At 51.4% G+C, this 20,865-nt stretch carries 19 protein-coding genes; 5 read left to right on the top strand and 14 right to left on the bottom strand.

The genetic code is table 11. The features are described from left to right. Nucleotides 1-6: 6 nt before the first annotated feature. From C9J03_RS20425 to C9J03_RS20365, 13 genes are all read right to left on the bottom strand, one after another. Nucleotides 7-894: a ParB/RepB/Spo0J family partition protein gene (locus tag C9J03_RS20425; RefSeq protein ID WP_044624344.1), complete on the bottom strand. Its 888-nt coding sequence runs from the start codon at nucleotides 892-894 to the stop codon at nucleotides 7-9. A gap of 15 nt (nucleotides 895-909) precedes the next feature. Further along, nucleotides 910-1,704, bottom strand: coding sequence for a ParA family protein (locus C9J03_RS20420; protein ID WP_039468190.1), 795 nt, complete (start codon nucleotides 1,702-1,704; stop codon nucleotides 910-912). Between the two features lie 16 nt (nucleotides 1,705-1,720). Beyond that, nucleotides 1,721-2,341: a 16S rRNA (guanine(527)-N(7))-methyltransferase RsmG gene (gene rsmG / locus C9J03_RS20415; protein ID WP_044622202.1), complete on the bottom strand. Its 621-nt coding sequence runs from the start codon at nucleotides 2,339-2,341 to the stop codon at nucleotides 1,721-1,723. A gap of 9 nt (nucleotides 2,342-2,350) precedes the next feature. Next, the gene (gene mnmG / locus C9J03_RS20410; RefSeq protein ID WP_044622203.1) at nucleotides 2,351-4,240 is read right to left on the bottom strand and encodes a tRNA uridine-5-carboxymethylaminomethyl(34) synthesis enzyme MnmG; all 1,890 of its coding nucleotides are present in this window, start codon (nucleotides 4,238-4,240) and stop codon (nucleotides 2,351-2,353) included. A gap of 433 nt (nucleotides 4,241-4,673) precedes the next feature. Further along, complete coding sequence (mioC, locus tag C9J03_RS20405; protein ID WP_044622204.1) at nucleotides 4,674-5,117, bottom strand: FMN-binding protein MioC; 444 nt, start codon at nucleotides 5,115-5,117, stop codon at nucleotides 4,674-4,676. 174 nt (nucleotides 5,118-5,291) lie between these two features. Continuing rightward, a complete protein-coding gene (gene mnmE, locus C9J03_RS20400) occupies nucleotides 5,292-6,659 on the bottom strand; it encodes a tRNA uridine-5-carboxymethylaminomethyl(34) synthesis GTPase MnmE (protein ID WP_044622205.1) in 1,368 nt (455 codons plus the stop codon). A gap of 137 nt (nucleotides 6,660-6,796) precedes the next feature. Further along, nucleotides 6,797-8,404: a membrane protein insertase YidC gene (gene yidC / locus C9J03_RS20395; protein WP_044622206.1), complete on the bottom strand. Its 1,608-nt coding sequence runs from the start codon at nucleotides 8,402-8,404 to the stop codon at nucleotides 6,797-6,799. 2 nt (nucleotides 8,405-8,406) lie between these two features. Then, complete coding sequence (yidD, locus tag C9J03_RS20390; protein ID WP_082008577.1) at nucleotides 8,407-8,664, bottom strand: membrane protein insertion efficiency factor YidD; 258 nt, start codon at nucleotides 8,662-8,664, stop codon at nucleotides 8,407-8,409. Next, nucleotides 8,631-8,987, bottom strand: a complete 357-nt coding sequence (rnpA, locus tag C9J03_RS20385) for a ribonuclease P protein component (RefSeq protein WP_039463498.1) — start codon at nucleotides 8,985-8,987, stop codon at nucleotides 8,631-8,633. The genes yidD and rnpA overlap by 34 nt, the downstream gene beginning before the upstream one ends. A 13-nt stretch (nucleotides 8,988-9,000) precedes the next feature. Next, nucleotides 9,001-9,135, bottom strand: coding sequence for a 50S ribosomal protein L34 (gene rpmH, locus C9J03_RS20380; RefSeq protein WP_004411068.1), 135 nt, complete (start codon nucleotides 9,133-9,135; stop codon nucleotides 9,001-9,003). Nucleotides 9,136-9,321: 186 nt separating this feature from the next. Next, nucleotides 9,322-10,059, bottom strand: coding sequence for an amino acid ABC transporter ATP-binding protein (locus tag C9J03_RS20375; protein ID WP_044622207.1), 738 nt, complete (start codon nucleotides 10,057-10,059; stop codon nucleotides 9,322-9,324). Further along, the gene (locus C9J03_RS20370; protein WP_044622208.1) at nucleotides 10,056-10,727 is read right to left on the bottom strand and encodes an amino acid ABC transporter permease; all 672 of its coding nucleotides are present in this window, start codon (nucleotides 10,725-10,727) and stop codon (nucleotides 10,056-10,058) included. Before C9J03_RS20370 ends, C9J03_RS20375 begins: the two co-directional genes overlap by 4 nt. Before the next feature lie 88 nt (nucleotides 10,728-10,815). Beyond that, nucleotides 10,816-11,505 (bottom strand): amino acid ABC transporter substrate-binding protein, encoded by a 690-nt coding sequence (locus C9J03_RS20365; protein WP_420813018.1) that lies wholly within the window; start codon nucleotides 11,503-11,505, stop codon nucleotides 10,816-10,818. Between the two features lie 373 nt (nucleotides 11,506-11,878). Between C9J03_RS20365 and dnaA the strand changes: the two genes are divergently transcribed. The 5 genes from dnaA to ibpA all read left to right on the top strand — a co-directional run bounded on the left by dnaA (nucleotide 11,879) and on the right by ibpA (nucleotide 18,858). After that, on the top strand, nucleotides 11,879-13,300 hold the full coding sequence (dnaA, locus tag C9J03_RS20360; RefSeq protein ID WP_044622210.1) for a chromosomal replication initiator protein DnaA: 1,422 nt from the start codon (nucleotides 11,879-11,881) through the stop codon (nucleotides 13,298-13,300). Between the two features lies 1 nt (nucleotide 13,301). Next, on the top strand, nucleotides 13,302-14,402 hold the full coding sequence (gene dnaN, locus C9J03_RS20355; RefSeq protein WP_039463484.1) for a DNA polymerase III subunit beta: 1,101 nt from the start codon (nucleotides 13,302-13,304) through the stop codon (nucleotides 14,400-14,402). A gap of 4 nt (nucleotides 14,403-14,406) precedes the next feature. Beyond that, entirely contained in the window at nucleotides 14,407-15,486 is a 1,080-nt protein-coding gene (recF, locus tag C9J03_RS20350) for a DNA replication/repair protein RecF (RefSeq protein WP_044622211.1), read from the top strand. A gap of 19 nt (nucleotides 15,487-15,505) precedes the next feature. After that, a complete protein-coding gene (gyrB, locus tag C9J03_RS20345) occupies nucleotides 15,506-17,920 on the top strand; it encodes a DNA topoisomerase (ATP-hydrolyzing) subunit B (protein WP_044622212.1) in 2,415 nt (804 codons plus the stop codon). A 497-nt stretch (nucleotides 17,921-18,417) separates the two neighbouring features. Next, complete coding sequence (gene ibpA, locus C9J03_RS20335; protein ID WP_044622214.1) at nucleotides 18,418-18,858, top strand: small heat shock chaperone IbpA; 441 nt, start codon at nucleotides 18,418-18,420, stop codon at nucleotides 18,856-18,858. Between the two features lie 544 nt (nucleotides 18,859-19,402). Here ibpA and C9J03_RS20330 read toward each other — a convergent pair. Continuing rightward, nucleotides 19,403-20,653, bottom strand: a complete 1,251-nt coding sequence (locus tag C9J03_RS20330) for a valine--pyruvate transaminase (protein WP_044622215.1) — start codon at nucleotides 20,651-20,653, stop codon at nucleotides 19,403-19,405. Nucleotides 20,654-20,865: the final 212 nt, after the last annotated feature.

Raw genomic sequence — 20,865 nt, 5'->3', positions numbered from 1 at the left:
TTCAGATCACATTTCGTGACCTAGCATTGCAATAATTTGCTGAAGCTTGTCGGCCTGATCAAAACTGATAACGATCTTTCCTTTGCCATTTTTCTGCTGATTTATCGCCACCTGGGTGCCAAACTGCTCACTTAGCTGGTTTTCTACCGCTTCGATTCGCGGGTTAGCCACGGCTACTTTTGGCTCAGGTTCCGGCGTCAGCATCTTCTTCACCAAGCGCTCGGCATCACGAACCGTTAACATCTTGGCTACAACAATTTGCGCCGCTTCCAACTGCTGCTCATCGGGCAGGGCAAGCAAGGCACGGGCATGGCCCATTTCCAGCTGCTTTTGCTCCACCATCCGCTTGACTGGCGCTTCAAGCTGATTGAGACGCAGCAAGTTCGATACCGCAGCGCGGGACTTACCGACCGCTTCGGCCACCTGCTGGTGAGTCAGTGAGAACTCACTCTGTAGCCGCTCCAGTGCCTGTGCTTCCTCTATCGCATTGAGATCTTCACGCTGGATATTCTCAATCAGAGCAATCGCCACAGTGGCCCGGTCGTTGACATCCTTAATAATACAAGGGACTTTCTGAAGGCCCGCTTGACGCGAAGCACGCCAGCGCCTCTCCCCGGCGATGATCTCAAACTGCTGCGGCGCCATTTCGCGCACCACGATAGGCTGGATCACCCCTTGGGCACGGATTGATTCTGCCAATTCGGCCAATGCCTCATCCGACATATCTTTCCGGGGCTGGTAACGGCCCGGCGCTAGTTGGCTAATCGCCAATTCCCTCAAGTTGCCATCAGCCGACAATGTTTGTGCTTTGTCTGCCTGCTGCTGCTTAGTCGCGGCAACAGAGCTGGTGGCCAGCAAGGCATCAAGGCCTTTTCCCAGACCCCGTTTATTCATGTTCATGGTTACCCTTTATGCATCGACCGCACCGGCATTTTTTGCCAGCTCGTCACGGCGGATAATTTCACCGGCCAAAGCCAAGTAAGCTTTGGCACCACTCGAATACTTGTCGTAGTACATGGCCGGTCGACCGTGGCTAGGTGCTTCGGCCAAACGAACATTGCGCGGAATAACGGTGCGATATACCTTGTCGCCAAAATGCTTCTTGAGTTGCTGGGAAACTTCACTTGCCAGCCGGTTGCGCGGGTCATACATGGTTCGCAGCAACCCTTCAATTTTCAGCTCGCTATTGACGACGGCGGTGAGTTTACTGATGGTGTCCATCAATGCCGTCAGCCCTTCGAGGGCGAAATATTCGCACTGCATAGGAACCAGAACAGAGTCTGCAGCTGTCATTGCATTGATTGTAAGAAGGTTTAAGGCAGGAGGACAATCAATAAAGATGAAATCATAGTTATCACGAACTACCTCTAAGGCATTACGCAACCTTACCTCGCGGGCGAAGACTTCCATCAATTTGATTTCTGCCGCCGTGACATCACCGTTGGCAGCTATCAGGTGATAGCCGCCAGTGGTGTCGGTGATCACGACATCGTGGAATGCAGTTTCTTCGACAAGAAGCTCATAAGCCGTTGCATCGACTTGGTATTTGTCTACACCACTGGCCATGGTGGCATTGCCCTGGGGATCCAGATCAATAACCAATACCTTGCGCTGCGTGGCCGCCAGTGACGCTGCCAAGTTGACACATGTTGTGGTTTTACCCACGCCTCCCTTCTGGTTGGCTACCGCTATGACTCTTCCCACAAAAAAACCTCATCCGTTAATCCTTTGCTGTCAAGATTACTAGATGGCGCTCGCCTTCTAACTCCGGAACTTGCAAAGATTTGACTTCCGTCACAGAACACCATTCCGGCAGTTCTGTCACTTCCTGTTGATTAAATTGCCCCTTCAGCGCCAGAAAACACCCATCGCTGGCAGGAAGGTGGTGGCACCAGGAGACCATGTCATTCATCGAGGCAAAGGCGCGGCTGAGTACGGCATCGAAGCCGATTTCAGGCTGGAATTCCTCAACCCGGCTCTGGACCGGAGTGACATTGTTGATCTTCAGTTCATGGATCACCTGACGGATAAAACGGATCCGCTTGCCCAGGCTGTCCAATAAGGTGAACTGTTTGTCCGGGTTCATGATCGCCAGAGGGATCCCTGGCAATCCCGGGCCGGTACCGACATCGATAAACCGCTCACCGTCTAGATGAGGGCTTACCACAATACTATCCATAATATGTTTCACCAACATCTCATACGGATCACGTACCGATGTCAGATTATACGCTTTATTCCATTTATCCAGCATGGCTACATAGCCAACGAGCTGGTCAATTTGCTGTTCTGTGACTGCGAGATCAGTTTGCGCTATCAGTTGCACCAGACGTTGTTTCACAACTTACTCCTATTCGCCTTTTTTCAGCAAACCTTGCTTCTTGAGATACACAAGCAGCAGGGAAATTGCTGCCGGGGTGATGCCTGAAATACGCGAGGCCATACCGATGGTTTCCGGTTTGGCGTCGTTAAGCTTGGCAATCACTTCGTTCGATAGGCCTTTAACCACGCTGTAGTCAAGATCGAACGGTAGCTTGGTCTTCTCGTGACGCAACGATTTTTCGACTTCGTCTTTCTGGCGGTCGATATAGCCCTGATATTTCACTTGGATTTCAACCTGCTCGCTCGCCTGGCTATCTTCGTGGGCCGGGCCAAACATCTCGATGTTGGTAAGCTGGTTGTAGGTCACTTCCGGGCGGCGCAGCAAGTCTTCACCGCTCGCCTCGCGGACGATAGGCGTTTTGAGAATTTGGTTAACCGCCTCAACCTGCTCTGAGGTTGGGGTTACCCAAATACTTTTTAGGCGCTGACGTTCCTGCTCCATATTCTCCAATTTCTGGTTGAAACGAGCCCAGCGCTCATCATCGACCAAGCCAAACTCACGACCGATTTCGGTCAGGCGCAAATCCGCGTTGTCTTCACGTAGCAACAAACGGTATTCCGCGCGTGATGTAAACATACGGTACGGCTCTTTGGTCCCCATGGTCGACAAATCGTCAATCAATACACCCATGTAGGCCTGGTCACGGCGTGGGCTCCAGCCTTCACGGCCTTGCGCCTGCAGGGCGGCATTCATACCAGCCAGCAAACCTTGGGCTGCGGCTTCTTCGTAGCCGGTGGTACCGTTGATCTGGCCGGCAAAGAACAAGCCATTGATGAATTTGGTCTCGAAGGTCTGCTTCAAATCACGCGGATCAAAGAAATCATATTCGATGGCATAACCCGGGCGGACGATGTTGGCATTTTCGAAGCCCTTCATCGAGCGGACAATCTGCATCTGGACATCAAACGGCAAGCTGGTGGAGATGCCGTTCGGGTACAATTCGTGCGTCGTCAACCCTTCCGGTTCAATGAAGATCTGGTGGCTGTCCTTATCGGCAAAGCGCATCACCTTGTCTTCGATCGATGGGCAGTAACGAGGCCCGATCCCCTCGATCACACCCGAATACATCGGGCTGCGATCCAAGTTGTTACGGATCACATCGTGGGTTTTCTCATTGGTGTGGGTAATAAAACACGGGATCTGTCGTGGATGATCCGAGGCTTTACCCATGAACGAGAACAACGGTGTCGGATTGTCACCATGCTGAGCCTGCAGCTGACTGAAGTCGACACTACGGGCATCGATACGCGGTGGTGTCCCCGTCTTAAGACGATCGACACGGAAAGGCAATTCACGCAAGCGCGCAGCCAGAGTGATCGACGGTGGATCCCCAGCACGGCCCCCGCTGTAGTTTTCCAGGCCAATGTGGATCTTGCCGCCCAGGAAGGTCCCTACGGTCAAAACGACAGCCTTGGCACGGAACTTAAGGCCCATTTCTGTCACGGCACCAACGACGCGATCGTTTTCGATGATCAGATCATCAACCGCCTGTTGGAATAACATCAGGTTCGGCTGGTTTTCCAGCGCTTCGCGAACTGCAGCTTTGTACAGGGCGCGGTCTGCTTGGGCACGTGTCGCCCTAACAGCAGGGCCTTTCGACGAATTCAAGGTACGGAACTGGATCCCACCCTTATCGATCGCCCGGGCCATTAAACCTCCAAGGGCGTCAACTTCTTTAACCAGGTGTCCTTTCCCGATCCCGCCGATTGCTGGGTTGCATGACATCTGTCCCAACGTATCAATGTTGTGTGTCAGCAGCAGGGTTTTTTGGCCCATACGGGCTGCTGCCAATGCAGCTTCTGTTCCTGCATGGCCGCCACCTACGACGATGACATCAAAATTGTCCTGGTAAAACATGAAACTACCTCGGGTATTCAAAATTGCCAGTGATTTATCTTTGAGCAAAGGTGCAACATTCTATCCTGTTTCCGTCGTTGAGAGAATCCTTACTGAAGATCATTTGATCCGGAGGGAAATCACATTTTGAATATAGATAAGATCTTTTAAATAGATCTTCTGTTAGATCTATTATATGGATCCACCGATCGTGTGGATAAGTGATAAATGATCCTTATGATCATGATGTTAGGAAGGATCATTTGTTGTGGAACGGCATGGATCTCTACAAGGATTAGCTGGGATCAAAAACGGTAGTTATCAACAAGCGAATATGAGCCTAGAAGTTATTAAATGGATAACTATTGGTTGATCACTGTTTAGATCTATAGTTATCCACAGAAAAAAGTTTACGGATCGTATAATTCTGAGTAAAAATCTGTGTGTTTTTTGCTCAGTTTAGGTTTTTTTTCCAGTTGTCCAACCATGCCTCAGCTGGATCTTCCGGTACCGGATCCTGTGAAACATCAATTTCCAATCGCTCTCCGAGGCGGATCGCCCCCAGTTTTGCCAGTAGTTGATCGATATTCTTGGCTGCGGCACAGAAGGTATCGTAGCTGGAGTCACCCAGACCGATCACACCATAGTGTAAGCGGGCAAGATCCGGCTGCTGGCTGGTCAATTGTTCTACGAAAGGCTGGAAATTGTCAGGAAACTCGCCGGCACCGTGGGTGGAGCAGACCACCAGCCAAATATTGTCAGTCGGAAGCTGTTCCAGTTCGGCCTGATTGATGATCTCGGTGCTGTGGCCGGCTTGCTCCAGCAGTTCGCTGAGGTGATCGGCGACATATTCGGCGCCTCCGAGGGTACTGCCGGTAATAAGGGTGATGTGGCTCATGGTATACATACCTGTGTAGATATTCACAACAAATTTATACACAGCATTGTACTGGCTCAGAGCAGGGATGAAAGCCTGATCTTGCGGTAAGGAGGATCTTTTCCGAAAGGTTATTCACAGCCTGCCCCGAGGATCCGAAGCAGGCTGCGAAGGGGATCGCGTTGGCGGGCTCGGTTATTTACCGATACAGAACGAGGTAAAGATCCGGCCGAGCAGATCATCGGAGGTGAACTCGCCGGTGATCTCACTCAGGTGCTGCTGGGCGAGGCGCAGTTCTTCGGCCAGGATTTCCCCAGCCATGAAGCCTTCCAGCTGCTCTTTACCCGTTTCCAAGTGGCTGGCTGCGCGCTCCAGGGCATCAAGGTGACGGCGGCGGGCCATAAAGCCCCCTTCGGTCGTGCCGGCAAAGCCCATACACTCCTTGAGGTGCTCACGCAGTGGCTCTACGCCATCACCGGTGCGGGCTGATAGGCGGATCAGGGTTGGGTTGTTGACGTGGCAGATCCCGGTCTTTTCGCCCGTGAGCTCGACCTTGTTGCGGATCACTGTGATGCCCAAGCCTTGCGGCAGGCGTTCGACGAACTCTGGCCAGATCTCTGCCGGGTCAGTGGCGTCGGTGGTGGTGCTGTCGACCATGAACAGCACGCGGTCTGCCTGCTGGATTTCTTCCCATGCGCGTTCGATACCGATGCGCTCTACTTCGTCAGAAGCCTCGCGCAGGCCGGCGGTGTCGATGATATGCAGCGGCATGCCATCGATGTGGATATGCTCGCGCAGGACGTCACGGGTGGTGCCTGCGATGTCGGTGACAATAGCGCTGTCTTTGCCGGACAGGGCGTTGAGCAGGCTGGACTTACCGGCATTGGGACGACCGGCGATAACCACCTTCATCCCTTCGCGCATAATTGCCCCCTGGTTGGCTTCGCGGCGTACCGCATCGAGGCGGCCGATAATGCCATCGAGATCGCCGGCAACCTTGCCGTCGGACAGGAAGTCGATTTCCTCTTCCGGGAAGTCTATGGCGGCTTCGACATAGATACGCAGATGGATAAGGGCCTCGACCAGTTCGTTAACCCGGGTCGAGAAGGCGCCCTGAAGCGATTTGAAGGCACTTTTCGCCGCTTCCTCTGAGCTGGCATCAATCAGGTCGGCAATCGCCTCTGCTTGTGCCAGGTCGAGCTTGTCGTTCATGAAGGCACGTTCGGAGAACTCCCCCGGCCGGGCTGCTCGAATGCCGTCGATTGCCAGGATGCGGCGGATCATCATATCCATCAGTACCGGGCCGCCATGGCCCTGCAGCTCAAGGACGTCTTCACCAGTAAAAGAGTTCGGTCCCTTGAAGAACAACGCAATACCTTGATCCAATGCCGTGCCATCTTCATTCTTGAAGGGCAGGTACTCGGCATAGCGTGGCTTGAGTTCGCGGCCGGCAACGGCAAGGGCGACTTCTTTGGCTTTCGGGCCCGAGACGCGGATAATGCCGACGCCGCCTCGTCCCGGCGGAGTGGCTTGGGCAACTATGGTATCTGTATGTTCAGTCATAATTTTGGCTTAGCTTGATAAATACGCTGCAATTGTAAACAGAGTAGTGGCGATTGCCCAGCAATGGCAAGCGCTTGGGGTTAAGGGAATAAAAAAGGCGGCCCGCAGGCCGCCTTCTATCTCAACGTGGGTCTGCATTATTTGCTATGCAGGCCTTTCTTCTCCAGCGAACGGTAAATCAGCGTCTGCTGGATCAGCGTTACAATGTTCGATACCAGCCAGTAAAGCACCAGGCCTGACGGGAAGAACAGGAAGAAGAAGGTGAACATCACCGGCATGAAGGTCATGATCTTCTGCTGCATCGGGTCTGTTACCGTTGTCGGGCTCATCTTCTGGATCAGGAACATGGTCGCACCCATCAGCAGCGGCAGGATGTAGAACGGATCCTGTGCTGACAAGTCGTGAATCCAACCGAAGAACGGTGCGTGACGCAGTTCAACTGATTCCATCAGTGCCCAGTATAGGGCGATGAAGATTGGCATCTGTAGCAAGATTGGTAGACAGCCACCCAGCGGGTTCACTTTCTCTTTCTTGTACAGCTCCATCATTTCCTGGCTCATGCGCTGGCGGTCGTCGCCTAGGCGCTCACGCATTGCCTGCAGTTTTGGCTGCAGCATACGCATCTTCGCCATCGAAGTGTACTGCGCTTTGGTCAGCGGGTACATCGCACCACGAACGATGAAAGTCAGGATGATGATCGCCAGACCCCAGTTCACCACGATACTCTGGATGAACGACAGCAGGCTGTGTAGTGGGCTTGCGATGAACCATAGCCAGCCGTAATCAACGGTTAGGTTAAGGTTGTTAGCGGTCGCAGCCATCTGGTCTTGCAGCTTAGGACCTACCCACAGTGTTGCTGTTAGTGATTCCTCACTACCCGGTACAACCGTTGTGGTTGGCATGCGAACACCGATGTAGCCCTGACCATTGCTGGTACGGGTGTATAGGTTGCTCGCTTGCTCTGCGCGCGGGATCCATGCAGTGACGAAGTAGTGCTGCATCATCGCCGCCCAGCCTTGGTTCATATCCAGGTTCAGGTTCTTGTCCTGCATATCATCGAAGCTGTATTTCTTGTACTTCACGTTGTCAGCCGAGTAGGCACCGCCACGGTAAGTTGGCATGGTTAGGCTGCCACCGTCATCCATCAGGTTTTGCTTCAGCTGGGCATACATCTGCACGCTGGCTGGCTGCTCTGATTGGTTGTTGATGCTGTATTCAACATCAACAGCGTAGCTGTTGCGCTTAACGATGATGGTTTTGGTGTAGCTGATGCCGTCCTGCTCGTAGGTCATTGGAACACGTAGTTCGTCCTGGCCATCTTCTAGCGTGAAGCTGTCAGCAGAAACTTGTAGCTGGGCACGGCCGGCTGCTGTATCGATACCCTGGGCACCGATAAGACCTGATTGAGCCGTGTAGCTGTGGCCCTGGTCATTTTTCAGAAGAACGAATGGGTCTTCCGATTCCAATTCGTTGTCGTAAGCCAGTAGTTTGGCTTCGATGATGTCACCACCAAGCGTATCGACAGTAAGCGCCAGTACATCAGTGTTAATGGTGATAAGGTTGTTTGAGGTGCTTTGGTCAGTGATAGGCTGGCCGTCAGCGGAATGCGAAGGGACATCACCACTGTGAGTTACTTGTTGCGCTACACCCTGCGGTTGCGGGTTGCTGTCGGCATTCCACTGTTGGAACAGTAGGAAAGAGACAAACAGTAGGGCAATTAACAGAATATTGCGTTGGGAATCCATCGTTAATTATCTCTGTCGTTATGCTTGGTTGGCGGAACGGGGTCATAACCACCGTCGTTTAAAGGATGACATCTTAATAGACGTTTCGCCGCGAACCAACCTCCTTTTATTGCTCCGTGCGTTTTTATGGCTTCGATCGCGTATTGGGAACAGGTAGGGGTGAAGCGACAACGAGGCCCGATGAGAGGGCTAATTGCCAGTTGGTAAAAGCGGACTAGTCCAATGACTAGCCACGCGAAGGGCGAGACAGGCGATGCCATAATTTATCTAGCAGCTTGAAAAGTTCTTCGTTGCTCAACTCACTGGCACTCTTCTTGGCGATAACGACAAAATCCTTCGCCGGCAGATCGTGTTGCTTCTGGCGGAAACTCTCACGCACGATACGTTTGAATTTGTTACGGCCAACGGCGGTTTTGATCTGTTTCTTAGGGACAGCCAAGCCAAGACGCGGATGGTCAAGGTTGTTATTGCGGGCAAGAATAGTTAAATGGGGAGAGCCAGCACGATGAGCTTGCTGGAAGACTTTTTTGTAATGTTCGGGAGTTAACAGACGTAACTCCCGAGAGAAAGCGAGCTTACTCAAAATAATCTAGCGATTACTTAGAAAGACGCTTACGGCCTTTAGCGCGACGAGCATTGATTGTTGCGCGACCGTTCTTAGTAGCCATGCGTGCACGGAAGCCGTGAGTACGCTTGCGCTTTAGAACTGAAGGTTGAAAAGTGCGTTTCATGGGTTTTACCTTAAATTAACTGATCAGTTTTTAAGTTTGCTTAGAGTTTAGCGACTGTTTTCAGTCGTTGCCTCTAATCAAAGAGGCGGAATTGTAATCACTGACTCTTAAATAGTCAATAATTATGCCCAGCAGAGAACTGCGGGCGCTGAATTATACTTCCTATACGCTGGAGTGCAAGGATCCTTAACGGATCCCGACCTGGCTCAGGAACTTTTTCAGCCTCGGATCTTGCGGGTTACCGAAGATCTGATCCGGTGTGCCTTGCTCGACGAAACTGCCATCGGCCATAAAGATCACTCGATCGGCCACTTCGCGGGCAAATTGCATTTCGTGGGTGACGACCAACATGGTCTGGTGGCGGGTCGCCAGTTTTTGCATCAGGCTCAGCACCTCGCCGACCCATTCGGGATCCAGTGCCGATGTCGGCTCGTCAAACAGCAGCAGCTCGGCTTCAAGTGCCATGGCCCGGCCTATGCCGACCCGCTGCTGCTGTCCGCCTGACAATGCGGCCGGGTAGTGGTCGCCTTTATCGCCCAGACCGATATCGTCTAAGATCTGCTGCGCTTTGTTATAGGCTTCCTCTTTGTTCCAGCCTTTAACTGTGATGAGACCTTCAGCAATATTCTGTCTCGCTGTCAGGTGGGCAAACAAGGCATAGTTCTGGAACACGAAGCCGGTTTTTCGGCGTAGGGCCAAAATATCTTTCTGGCCGGCCTGCATACTCTCAACCGAGACATCGCCGAGTGTTAGGTGTCCTTCATCAGCGGTTTCGAGGAAATTGATGCACCGGAGCAGGGTGGATTTACCGGTACCCGAAGGGCCGATCACCACTACGATCTCCCCTTTGCTTATAGTCAGATCCAAGCCGGAGAAAATCGTCGCATCACCAAAGCGTTTAGTCAGGTTTTCAATCTTTATCATCGTGTGTAGGCCCTGTTGAGTTTAGCTTCTGCCCAGTTTTGCACCCGGGTCAGGACAAGGACGATACCCCAGTAAATCAGGGCAACGGCAAGGAAGGCTTCGAAGAACTTGAAGCTTGAAGAGGCTTCCATCTGGGCCGTAGCCATGATTTCTGCTACCCCGAGGGTAAAGGCCAGCGAGGTCGATTTGATCATGTCGATGAAATAATTCATCAACGAAGGCAGGGCGACTCGGGTGGCCTGTGGCAGGATAATCCGGCGCATTGCCTGCAACTCGGTCATGCCTATCGACAGGCTGGCTTCCCGCTGGCTGCGGTCGATACCAATAATTGCAGCCCGGATACTCTCGGCCATGTAGGCGGCAAAGTGAAGGCTCAGGCCGATAATTGCTGCGGTAAAGGCGTCGAGGCCGACAAATACCGGCATGACTTGCGGCAGGCCGTAATAGAGCAGGAACAGTTGAACCAGCAGCGGAGTGCCGCGGAAGAAGCTGATATAAAGCTGGCTAAGCTGATCGAGTACCGGCATACGGTAAATGCGAAGCAAGGCCAGTACCAATGCAATGATCAGGGCGAATACTAGGCCCCAAAGTGCCATTCCCATGGTGGTGCCGAGGTAGTTGAACAGGATCGGCATAAGGGAAAGCATGTAGTCAAAATCAAAACCCATAATGGTGTCTTCTTATTTACCGTGGTTTATCAGCGACAAAGACCCACCCGAGGGTGAGTCTTGTGATTATGAAGGAGAGCAGGCGGAGTTAGTGGGTGATGTCGGCATCAAACCACTTGATGGAAATCTCAGCCAAGGTGCCGTCTTTGCGCATTGCCTCAAGCGCAACGTTGACTTCGTCGCGAAGCTTTTCGCCTTTTTCGCCCTCAACAAATGGCCAGGCGTTTTCAATCTTCTCGAACGGTTCGCCAGCCAGCTGTAGCGGCAGGTTGGCTTTCTTGATTAGCTCAAGTGACGACAGACGGTCCATTACGAATGCATCGGTACGGCCCAGGGCCACATCGTGCTCGATACCGGTGTCGTAGGTTTTAATTTGGATCTTACCGTCAGTATCGAGCTTGCGTAGCAGCTGTTCGTAGTTCGATCCCAGGTTGACGCCGACGGTTTTACCGGCCAGATCCTCGGTGCTGGTGATCGTGTCATTGCCCTTGCGAACGACTAACTGTGCACCATCAACCACATAAGGCTCGGAGAACAGGTATTTGGCTTTACGCTCATCGGTCATAGTGATCTGGTTAGAGATGGTGTCGATACGACCGGTTTCCAGCAAACCGAACAGGCCAGAGAAGTTAGCGGTAACAAATTCGACATTGTAGTCATTGCGTTTGCCGATTTCGTTCCACAGATCGACCTCAAAACCTTGTAGCTGATCTTGCTTAACAAAAGTAAAAGGGAAATAGCGTCCTGACATTCCTACTTTTACATCGGTGGCAGCCATCGCGGCTTGGCTAACAGACAAGGTTAGGGCGATTGCAGTCAATGAAGTTGTTACCCAGCTTTTCATCCTGTTTACTCCTCAGGTTGCTGTGATGATGTTCTGTTTGAATCATCCTATCTGTTGATAACTGGTTTCCATAAATAACTTGGAGTTATTTTAAATAACAAAAAGTATGTTTATTGAGTGACCGATGTTCATGGATTTGTGGGTAAGCAGGGGTAAAATTGTGGTGATCAACAATAATATTGTGCGATCTATGTGAATAAGTCTGATCTTATTCACTTGATCTGCGATCTCTTTGCTGGCGATCCTGAGCCAGCGGGTATAAAATTGCATCCCTTTTCGTGTTTTGTTATTCAGTGTGGAGTCGAGCTTGTCATCTTCGCTTTGGTTGCAGTGCCTTCAACGCCTTCAAGAAGAACTCCCTGCAACAGAATTCAGTATGTGGGTTCGACCGCTTCAAGCCGAGTTGAGCGACAATACGTTGACCCTTTTCGCCCCTAACCGCTTTGTGCTGGATTGGGTGCGCGATAAGTACCTCAACAACATCAACCGTCTGCTCAATGAGTTCTGCGGTAACGATGTGCCAATCTTGCGATTTGAGGTCGGCAGTAAGCCGGTTGTTGCCCCGCCGCCTCAGCCTGTGGCCCCCCCGCCGGCATTGACACCGGCTCCAACCCACGTGGCATCGGCCCCAACGCTAGAAGACGATGCGCCTTCGCGGACTTGGGAGCCAGCACCATCGCCGGTCCAGCCTGAATCACAGGCGGGTTACCGTTCTAACGTGAACCCGAAACACAACTTCAATAACTTTGTTGAGGGTAAGTCGAACCAGTTGGGTCTGGCTGCCTGTCGTCAGGTTGCCGATAACCCGGGTGCGGCCTATAACCCGCTGTTCCTCTATGGGGGGACCGGGCTAGGTAAAACCCACTTGCTACATGCGGTGGGCAATGCGATCGCCGATCGCAAACCCAACGCCAAGGTGGTGTACATGCATTCAGAGCGCTTTGTCCAAGATATGGTCAAGGCGCTGCAGAACAATGCCATTGAAGAGTTCAAACGTTACTACCGCAGTGTCGATGCCCTGCTGATCGATGACATCCAGTTTTTCGCCAACAAGGAGCGCTCGCAGGAAGAGTTCTTCCACACGTTTAATGCGCTACTGGAGGGCAACCAGCAGATCATCCTGACTTCCGACCGCTATCCGCGAGAGATCAACGGGGTGGAGGATCGCCTTAAATCTCGTTTTGGTTGGGGCCTGACGGTGGCGATTGAGCCGCCTGAGCTGGAAACCCGCGTGGCGATCCTGATGAAGAAGGCTGAAGACCACAATATCCGCTTGGCAGACGAAGTGGCGTTCTTCATTGCCAAGCGCCTGCGCTCCAATGTCCGCGAGTTGGAAGGGGCGCTGAACCGGGTGATTGCCAATGCCAATTTTACCGGTCGGGCGATTACCATTGATTTTGTCCGTGAGGCACTGCGCGATTTGCTCGCCTTGCAGGAAAAACTGGTCACTATTGATAATATTCAAAAGACCGTGGCCGAGTACTATAAAATTAAGATGGCTGATATGCTATCCAAGCGCCGTTCCCGCTCGGTTGCCCGTCCACGCCAAATGGCGATGGCGTTGGCCAAAGAACTAACCAACCACAGCTTGCCGGAGATCGGTGATGCCTTTGGTGGTCGGGACCATACTACGGTGCTACACGCATGCCGCAAGATTGAGCAGCTGCGTGAGGAAAGCCATGACATCAAAGAAGATTATTCTAACCTAATAAGAACACTGTCATCTTAATATGAAATTTACAGTTGCACGCGAACAGCTATTAAAACCCCTGCAGCAGGTTTCTGGTGCATTGGGTAGCCGTCCTTCATTGCCGATCCTCGGCAATATTCTGTTGGTTGTCGAGCAGGGCTGCCTGTCGATGACTGGTACCGATCTCGAAGTTGAGATGATTGCCAAGCTGGCTTTGGAAGGCGACTTCGAGGAAGGCGCCGTGACCGTACCGTCACGCAAGTTCCTCGATATCTGTCGTGGCCTGCCTGACAGTGCTAATATTGCGATTTCCCTGGAAGGGGATCGTGCGATTATCCGCTCTGGTCGCAGTCGCTATACGCTATCTGTTCTACCAGCTGCCGATTTCCCGAATATCGAAGACTGGCAGAGCGAAGTGGAAATCACCCTTCCTCAGGGCCAGATGCGCCAGCTTATCGACAGCACCCAGTTTTCGATGGCCCACCAAGATGTGCGTTATTACCTCAACGGCATGCTGTTTGAAACCGATGGCCAGTTGTTGCGTTCGGTCGCGACTGACGGCCACCGGATGGCGGTGTGCTCGGTATCAACCAGCACCGAGCTGCCTGCCAAGCAGATCATTGTCCCGCGTAAAGGGGTTATGGAGCTGATGCGCCTGCTTGATAGTCCTGAAGATGCGGTTCGCCTGCAGATCGGTCACTCCAATATTCGCGCCGAGGTGAACAATTTCGTGTTTACTTCTAAGCTGGTAGATGGTCGCTTCCCTGATTATCGTCGGGTGATGCCACAGAATAGCACCAAGGTCGTGGAAGCGAGCTGTGATGAACTGCGCAAGGCTTTTTCCCGTGCCGCCATCCTGTCGAACGAGAAATTCCGTGGTGTGAGGTTGAACCTGTCACAGGGTGAAATGCGTATCACGGCCAATAACCCAGAGCAGGAAGAAGCGGAAGAGTTCCTGGATGTCGACTACCAGGGTGAACCACTCGAAATTGGTTTCAATGTCAGCTATGTGTTGGATGTGCTCAATACACTCAAGTGTGAGCAGGTACGCTGGTCGCTGACCGATGCCAATGCCAGTGCCTTGTTGGAAGACAGTGCCAGCGGTGATGCCATGTACGTGGTGATGCCAATCAGGCTATAGGGTCATGTCGTTAACACGTCTGATCGTCAAAGATTTCCGGAATATAGAAGCCTGTGACCTGTCATTGTCACCAGGCTTCAATTTTCTTGTTGGTGCCAACGGCAGCGGCAAGACCAGTGTTTTGGAAGCGATCCATTATCTCGGCCATGGCCGCTCTTTCCGTAGTCATCTTACAGGGCGGGTGATCCGCCATGACCAGCAAGAGCTGTTTGTCCATGGGCGGTTGCAATCTTCTTCGTCTTTCGAGCTGCCTGTTGGCATCAACAAAAAGCGCGATGGTACGACCGAGTTGAAAATCGGTGGGGAAGGGAGCCAAAAGCTGGCCCAGCTCGCCCAGTTACTACCGTTGCAGCTGATCACGCCGGAAGGGTTTGATTTGCTAATCGGTGGGCCGAAGTTCCGTCGCTCATTCATTGATTGGGGTGTGTTTCACGTGGAACCCCAGTTTTATCATGCTTGGTCAAGGGTCAAGCGACTAACCAAACAGCGCAATGCCTTGCTCAAAACGGCGCGGCATTACCGGGAGCTGAGTTACTGGGATCAGGAACTTAGCCTGTTGGCTGAAGAGATTTCGCAATGGCGTCATGATTATCTCGAGGCGGTAAAACTCAAAGCCAAAGAGATCTGCGAAGTCTTTTTGCCTGAATTTGATATCCAACTCGGGTACTACCGGGGTTGGGAAAAAGACACCCCTTATGCTGAATTGCTTCAGCGTAATTTCGAACGGGATAGCCAACTGGGTTACACCGCCAGCGGCCCGCATAAAGCGGACTTGCGGGTGAAGGTAGCCGGCACCCCAGTAGAGGATGTGCTTTCCCGCGGTCAGCTCAAGCTGATGATGTGTGCTTTGCGCCTTGCGCAAGGATTGCACCTGACCGAAGCAACGGGTAAGCAGTGTATATATTTAATTGATGATTTTGCTTCCGAGCTGGATAGCCATCGTCGGGCACTGTTGGCGCAACGGTTGAAAGAGACCGGGGCGCAAGTCTTCATCAGTGCGATCAGCATTGACCAAATAGCGGAAATGCATGATGAAAATGGCAAGATGTTTCATGTGGAACACGGTAAAATAACCGCAGGATAATTTAAGCGAGAGTAACTCAATGTCCAACAACTACGATTCATCAAGTATCAAGGTACTTAAGGGCCTTGATGCGGTACGTAAGCGCCCAGGGATGTATATTGGCGATACCGATGACGGTACAGGCTTGCACCACATGGTATTTGAGGTAGTCGATAACTCTATCGACGAAGCTCTTGCTGGCCACTGTGAAGATATCATTGTCACCATCCACGAAGATGGCTCTGTGTCTGTGAGTGATGATGGTCGTGGTATTCCGACTGAAATGCACCCTGAAGAAGGCGTGTCGGCGGCAGAAGTTATCATGACGGTACTGCACGCTGGTGGTAAGTTCGATGACAACTCGTACAAGGTATCCGGTGGTCTGCACGGGGTAGGTGTTTCTGTTGTTAACGCCCTGTCTGAAAAAGTCGAGCTGACTATCCACCGTGGTGGTTCTGTCCACCAGCAGGTGTACCACCATGGTGAGCCTCAAGCGCCACTAGGTATCATTGGCGAGACCGAGAAAACCGGTACCCGTATCCGTTTCTGGCCGAGTGCAGAGACCTTCAGCAATATTGAATTTCAATATGAAATCCTGGCTAAGCGCCTGCGTGAACTGTCGTTCCTGAACTCCGGCGTGTCAATCAAGCTGATTGATGAGCGTGAGGAAGACAAGCAGGATCACTTCATGTATGAAGGTGGTATCCGTGCTTTCGTTGAGCACCTTAACCGCAACAAAACGCCAATCCACCCGAAAGTCTTCCACTTCGAGTTTACCCGCGAAGATGGTATCGGTGTGGAAGTGGCGATGCAGTGGAACGATGGTTTCCAAGAAAACATCTACTGTTTCACTAACAACATCCCGCAGCGCGATGGTGGTACCCACCTTGCTGGTTTCCGTGGTGCACTGACTCGTACCCTGAATAACTTCATGGATAAGGAAGGCTATTCGAAGAAAGCCAAAACGGCGACATCCGGTGATGATGCCCGTGAGGGCCTAACGGCGGTTGTATCGGTGAAAGTGCCGGATCCTAAGTTCTCAAGCCAGACAAAAGACAAGCTGGTATCGAGTGAAGTGAAGCCGGCGGTTGAATCGACCATGGGTGAGAAGCTGAGCGAGTTCCTGTTGGAAAACCCAGCTGACGCCAAAACGGTATGTACCAAGATCATCGACGCATCACGTGCCCGTGAAGCAGCACGCAAAGCACGTGAAATGACCCGCCGTAAAGGTGCGTTGGACTTGGCTGGTCTACCGGGCAAACTGGCAGACTGTCAGGAAAAAGACCCAGCCCTTTCTGAACTCTACATTGTGGAGGGTGACTCTGCGGGCGGTAGTGCCAAGCAGGGTCGTAACCGTAAAAACCAGGCTATCCTGCCGCTGAAAGGTAAGATCCTGAACGTTGAGAAAGCACGCTTCGACAAGATGCTGTCTTCTCAGGAAGTGGCAACGCTTATCACCGCTATGGGCTGTGGTATCGGCCGTGACGAGTACAACCCGGATAAACTGCGTTACCACAACATCATCATCATGACCGATGCCGATGTCGATGGTTCCCACATCCGTACGCTGCTGCTGACGTTCTTCTACCGTCAGATGCCGGAGCTTATTGAACGTGGTCATATCTACATTGCCCAGCCACCGCTTTACAAAGTGAAGAAGGGCAAGCAGGAGCAGTACATCCAGGATGACGAGGACATGGGTCAGTACCAGGTAGCCTTGGCACTGGATAACGCTGCGCTGTTTACCGCGGAAGGTGCACCAGCGATTTCTGGTGAAGCGCTGGAGTCGTTGGTCAAGCAGTTTAACGGTGCAACCAAGCTGATTGAACGTATGAGCCGTCGTTACCCGACCTTGATGCTTAACGAGTTTACTTACCAGCCACGTTTGACGGCAGAGATGCTGAATAACGAAGGCGATGTTGAAGCTTGGACTAAGGCATTGGTTGCTGCGTTGAACGCCAAGCAATCTGGCGAGAGCCAGTACTCTTATGCAGTGGTTCGTGACGAAGAGCTGAGCCTGTACCTGCCGAAAGTGACCGTTCGTACCCACGGTGTTGAACATGAGTACCTGCTAAGTGCTGATCTGCTTAACTCGAAAGAGTACGGCAAGCTGGCATCATTGTCTGAAGCGTTGTTCGAGCTGCTTGAGGAGTCTGCCTACGTACAGCGTGGCGAGCGCAAGCAGCCGGTAAGCAGCTTCAAAGAAGCCTTGGAGTGGTTGATCAAAGAGTCTCGCCGCGGCCTGTCGCTACAGCGATACAAAGGTCTGGGTGAGATGAACCCTGAGCAGCTTTGGGAAACAACTATGGATCCTGAAACTCGCCGTATGATGCAGGTAACCATCAACGATGCCGTTGCTGCAGATGAGCTGTTCACCACGCTGATGGGTGATCACGTTGAGCCGCGTCGTAACTTCATTGAGGCGAACGCGCTGAATGCGAACTTGGACGTGTAATTAAACGCGTACCGCTATTCAGTTCCGAAACGCCGCACTCAGTGCGGCGTTTTTTTATTTCAGCCACCTCCCAACCAAAATCGTATTTACCACTTTTCTTCCCAGATTCTCGGCATCCAGTACATCAGGCCTTATTACCCCATATTTGGGGTAATAAGACCGTGTCCTTAATGAGAATACCGGATTGTATTGGCTGTAGATTTCGCGCCTGTCGGTGGCAAGCATTAAGGCAACAATATCCGCATTTCACCAACAGCGTAACTGTATTAAGGACGATTTATTGAACGCTGATGTAGTGCTGTTGGATTCAGGGATAAAAAAGATGTACGGAAAAAATATTTTGTCACCGGGGTTGGGATCATATTGCGCTGCCCCTATATCTATTTATGAAGAGCAAGGTGCCACACATTGGGCCTTCGACCGGCTTGTCCGCAGATGGAAAGCCTCTTCGACAATTCAATCGTTTAATGTATTGCTTCATAAGAAGGATAAAGTTTATGCGTAACCTAGATTTCACTCCTCTATACCGCTCTGCTATCGGCTTCGATCGTCTGTTCAACCAAATGGAAAAATCGGCAACCAATGCCAATGTTGGTTACCCGCCATATAACATCGAACAGCAGGATGATAACCACTATCGTATTACCATGGCTGTGGCCGGTTTTGCCGATGAGCAACTGGATATCACCCAGCAGCAAAATAAACTGATTGTGCGTGGTACCCGTGAAGCCAATGGTGAGACTGAACGTCAGTACCTGTACCAAGGCATTGCCGAGCGAGATTTCGAGCGTAAATTCCAACTGGCAGACTACGTGAAGGTCGTCGGTGCCGAGATGGAAAACGGCCTGCTGCATATCGATCTTGAGCGAGAGATCCCTGAAGAGCAGAAGCCACGCAAGATTGCGATCAACGGTCGCCACTTGCTTGAGAGCGAGTAATTATAAACAGGAACATTTTTTCCTTTAGAGGTGTGAAAGGTCAGTCAGCATGCTGGCCTTTTTTATTTCCTTTTTCTTCTGTCTTTTTTATCCGTCTCTCTGTGGTTCTACACCCATGCTCGGTGATTCAATATTGAGTATAAAGCAGAAGTTATCACTGACTAATTAGTTTCAAAGCCAGTTCATCCTTTCGGCATATTGTCTTAATAGTTACTTCGTTAGGGTAGGACATCCATCGTTCTCCAATATTTCTTCATTGCGCAGCCAGTTTGTTTCACGTGAAACTTTGCTGAGATAATAGAGCTACCTAGTAAAGATCACTCTCCTAAAGCAACCACACCTTTTCATCATCAAGCCAAGTTAATAGTGTTTAGGTGGAAATCAAAATCTGCGTAAGTGAGTGACCTTTGATGCTTCTTATCGAATGAAGTAACGACTGCAAAGAGAGTTGCGCATAGATTGGGTTTGCATTGATTAGTAATGATAAAAAACAGGCTACCCGTGGTAGCCTGTGTATGTTGTCTAGTCGTATGCACTGAGTGGGTTATTGCTCTTGGTAGGCTCTTTCCACTTCCTCGGCAATGATTGCGATGCCCTTACGCATTACTTCATCTTCCTGAACGTAGTTCATCCGTAGACACTCATGGCCATGCTGCCAGTCCTCATCAAGGCCAATGAAGAAATACTCCCCAGGCACAATGAGCACACCGCGGGCTTTTAATCGGCGGTAAAGCTCCATGGTGCTGATTGGTAAGTCCTTGAACCATAGCCACAGGAACATCGCGCCTTCTGGCTTGTGGATCCTAAAGCGAGAGTCAGTAATGGCCTGTTGCAGCATTTCCACGGCATGCTTGGACTTGCGCAAGTAGAAAGGTTTGATGACATCTTCGCTCAAGCGCATCAGGTCATTTTGCTCAATCATCTTATAACCAATCGCCGGGCCGACACTGCCCGGTGCCAGGCTGAGAACGCCATTCATATTGGCGATGGCGGTGGCGATTTCTTCGCTGGCAACCACAATCCCGCAGCGCACGCCTGGCAGACCAAGTTTCGACAAGCTCATGCACAAGATCGTGTTGTCGTTCCAGAATGGGGTGACATCTTCAAAGATGATATCAGGGAACGGCATACCATAGGCATTGTCGATGATAAGCGGGATATTGTGCTCGCGAGCCAGCTGATCAAGGTGGTGGATTTCCTCGTTGGTCAGGACATTACCCGTCGGGTTGGTAGGGCGAGAGGCACAGATAGCACCGATACTGTTATCAACCACCAGGTGGTTGAAGTCAACATGGTATTTGAACAGACCGTTCTTAAGCAGGCTGATCTCCGGTTTGTAGGAGATAAACATTTTTTCACTTAAGCCTGAGTCACCATAGCCAATGTATTCAGGTGCCAATGGCAGTAGGATTTTTTTCTTCGTGCCGTTCTTGAAATCACCGGCTAGCAAGTTGAACAAGTTGAAGAACGCACTTTGGCTGCCGTTAGTCAGGGCGATATTTTTAGCGCTGATATTCCAGCCGTAACGAGACTTTAATAGTTGGGCGAGGGCATTGATGAAAACATTCTTACCCTGCGGGCCGTCGTAGTTGGTCAGTGCTTGGGTGAGTTCACCTGTAGCTGCCATCTGGCTGCAGAGCTGGTTGAAGTACTCTACCATTTCAGGGATCTGGGCAGGGTTACCGCCACCGAGCATAATGGCATCGGGGTTACGTAAGCCATCGTTCAAATCATCCATCAGCTGGGTGATACCTGAGTAGCGGGCGAACTTGTCACCAAATGTAGAAAACTCCATCTTTACTTCTGACCTCGGGGCGTTGTGTTTGTCTTATGCGATATGGTTATGCTTTATGTTGTGCTGTTGGTCAACATACCTCAACGAAGCGTTTTATTAAACCCCTTGTAACACCTGTTCTTCATCCCATTAGCCTGCACTCAAAATCAGCGGGAAAGTCTGATGATATATAGAGTCTCGCGGTACTTGTCCGAGGGGTATCCATTGTTCCA

This window comes from Photobacterium gaetbulicola (assembly GCF_003025515.1).
Classification (GTDB): domain Bacteria; phylum Pseudomonadota; class Gammaproteobacteria; order Enterobacterales; family Vibrionaceae; genus Photobacterium; species Photobacterium gaetbulicola.
Note: the sequence above shows the minus strand (reverse complement) of the source record. Positions and strands in the feature narration are given on the sequence as shown.

Bases quoted from the DNA above. Each gene is read 5' to 3' on its own strand.
- C9J03_RS20425 (WP_044624344.1), bottom strand. From the start codon at position 894: ATGAATAAACGGGGTCTGGGAAAAGGCCTTGATGCCTTGCTGGCCACC.
- mnmG (WP_044622203.1), bottom strand. From the start codon at position 4,240: ATGTTTTACCAGGACAATTTTGATGTCATCGTCGTAGGTGGCGGCCAT.
- mioC (WP_044622204.1), bottom strand. From the start codon at position 5,117: ATGAGCCACATCACCCTTATTACCGGCAGTACCCTCGGAGGCGCCGAA.
- mnmE (WP_044622205.1), bottom strand. From the start codon at position 6,659: ATGACTGAACATACAGATACCATAGTTGCCCAAGCCACTCCGCCGGGA.
- yidC (WP_044622206.1), bottom strand. From the start codon at position 8,404: ATGGATTCCCAACGCAATATTCTGTTAATTGCCCTACTGTTTGTCTCT.
- yidD (WP_082008577.1), bottom strand. From the start codon at position 8,664: ATGGCATCGCCTGTCTCGCCCTTCGCGTGGCTAGTCATTGGACTAGTC.
- rpmH (WP_004411068.1), bottom strand. From the start codon at position 9,135: ATGAAACGCACTTTTCAACCTTCAGTTCTAAAGCGCAAGCGTACTCAC.
- C9J03_RS20375 (WP_044622207.1), bottom strand. From the start codon at position 10,059: ATGATAAAGATTGAAAACCTGACTAAACGCTTTGGTGATGCGACGATT.
- C9J03_RS20370 (WP_044622208.1), bottom strand. From the start codon at position 10,727: ATGGGTTTTGATTTTGACTACATGCTTTCCCTTATGCCGATCCTGTTC.
- C9J03_RS20365 (WP_420813018.1), bottom strand. From the start codon at position 11,505: ATGGCTGCCACCGATGTAAAAGTAGGAATGTCAGGACGCTATTTCCCT.
- dnaN (WP_039463484.1), top strand. From the start codon at position 13,302: ATGAAATTTACAGTTGCACGCGAACAGCTATTAAAACCCCTGCAGCAG.
- recF (WP_044622211.1), top strand. From the start codon at position 14,407: ATGTCGTTAACACGTCTGATCGTCAAAGATTTCCGGAATATAGAAGCC.
- gyrB (WP_044622212.1), top strand. From the start codon at position 15,506: ATGTCCAACAACTACGATTCATCAAGTATCAAGGTACTTAAGGGCCTT.
- ibpA (WP_044622214.1), top strand. From the start codon at position 18,418: ATGCGTAACCTAGATTTCACTCCTCTATACCGCTCTGCTATCGGCTTC.
- C9J03_RS20330 (WP_044622215.1), bottom strand. From the start codon at position 20,653: ATGGAGTTTTCTACATTTGGTGACAAGTTCGCCCGCTACTCAGGTATC.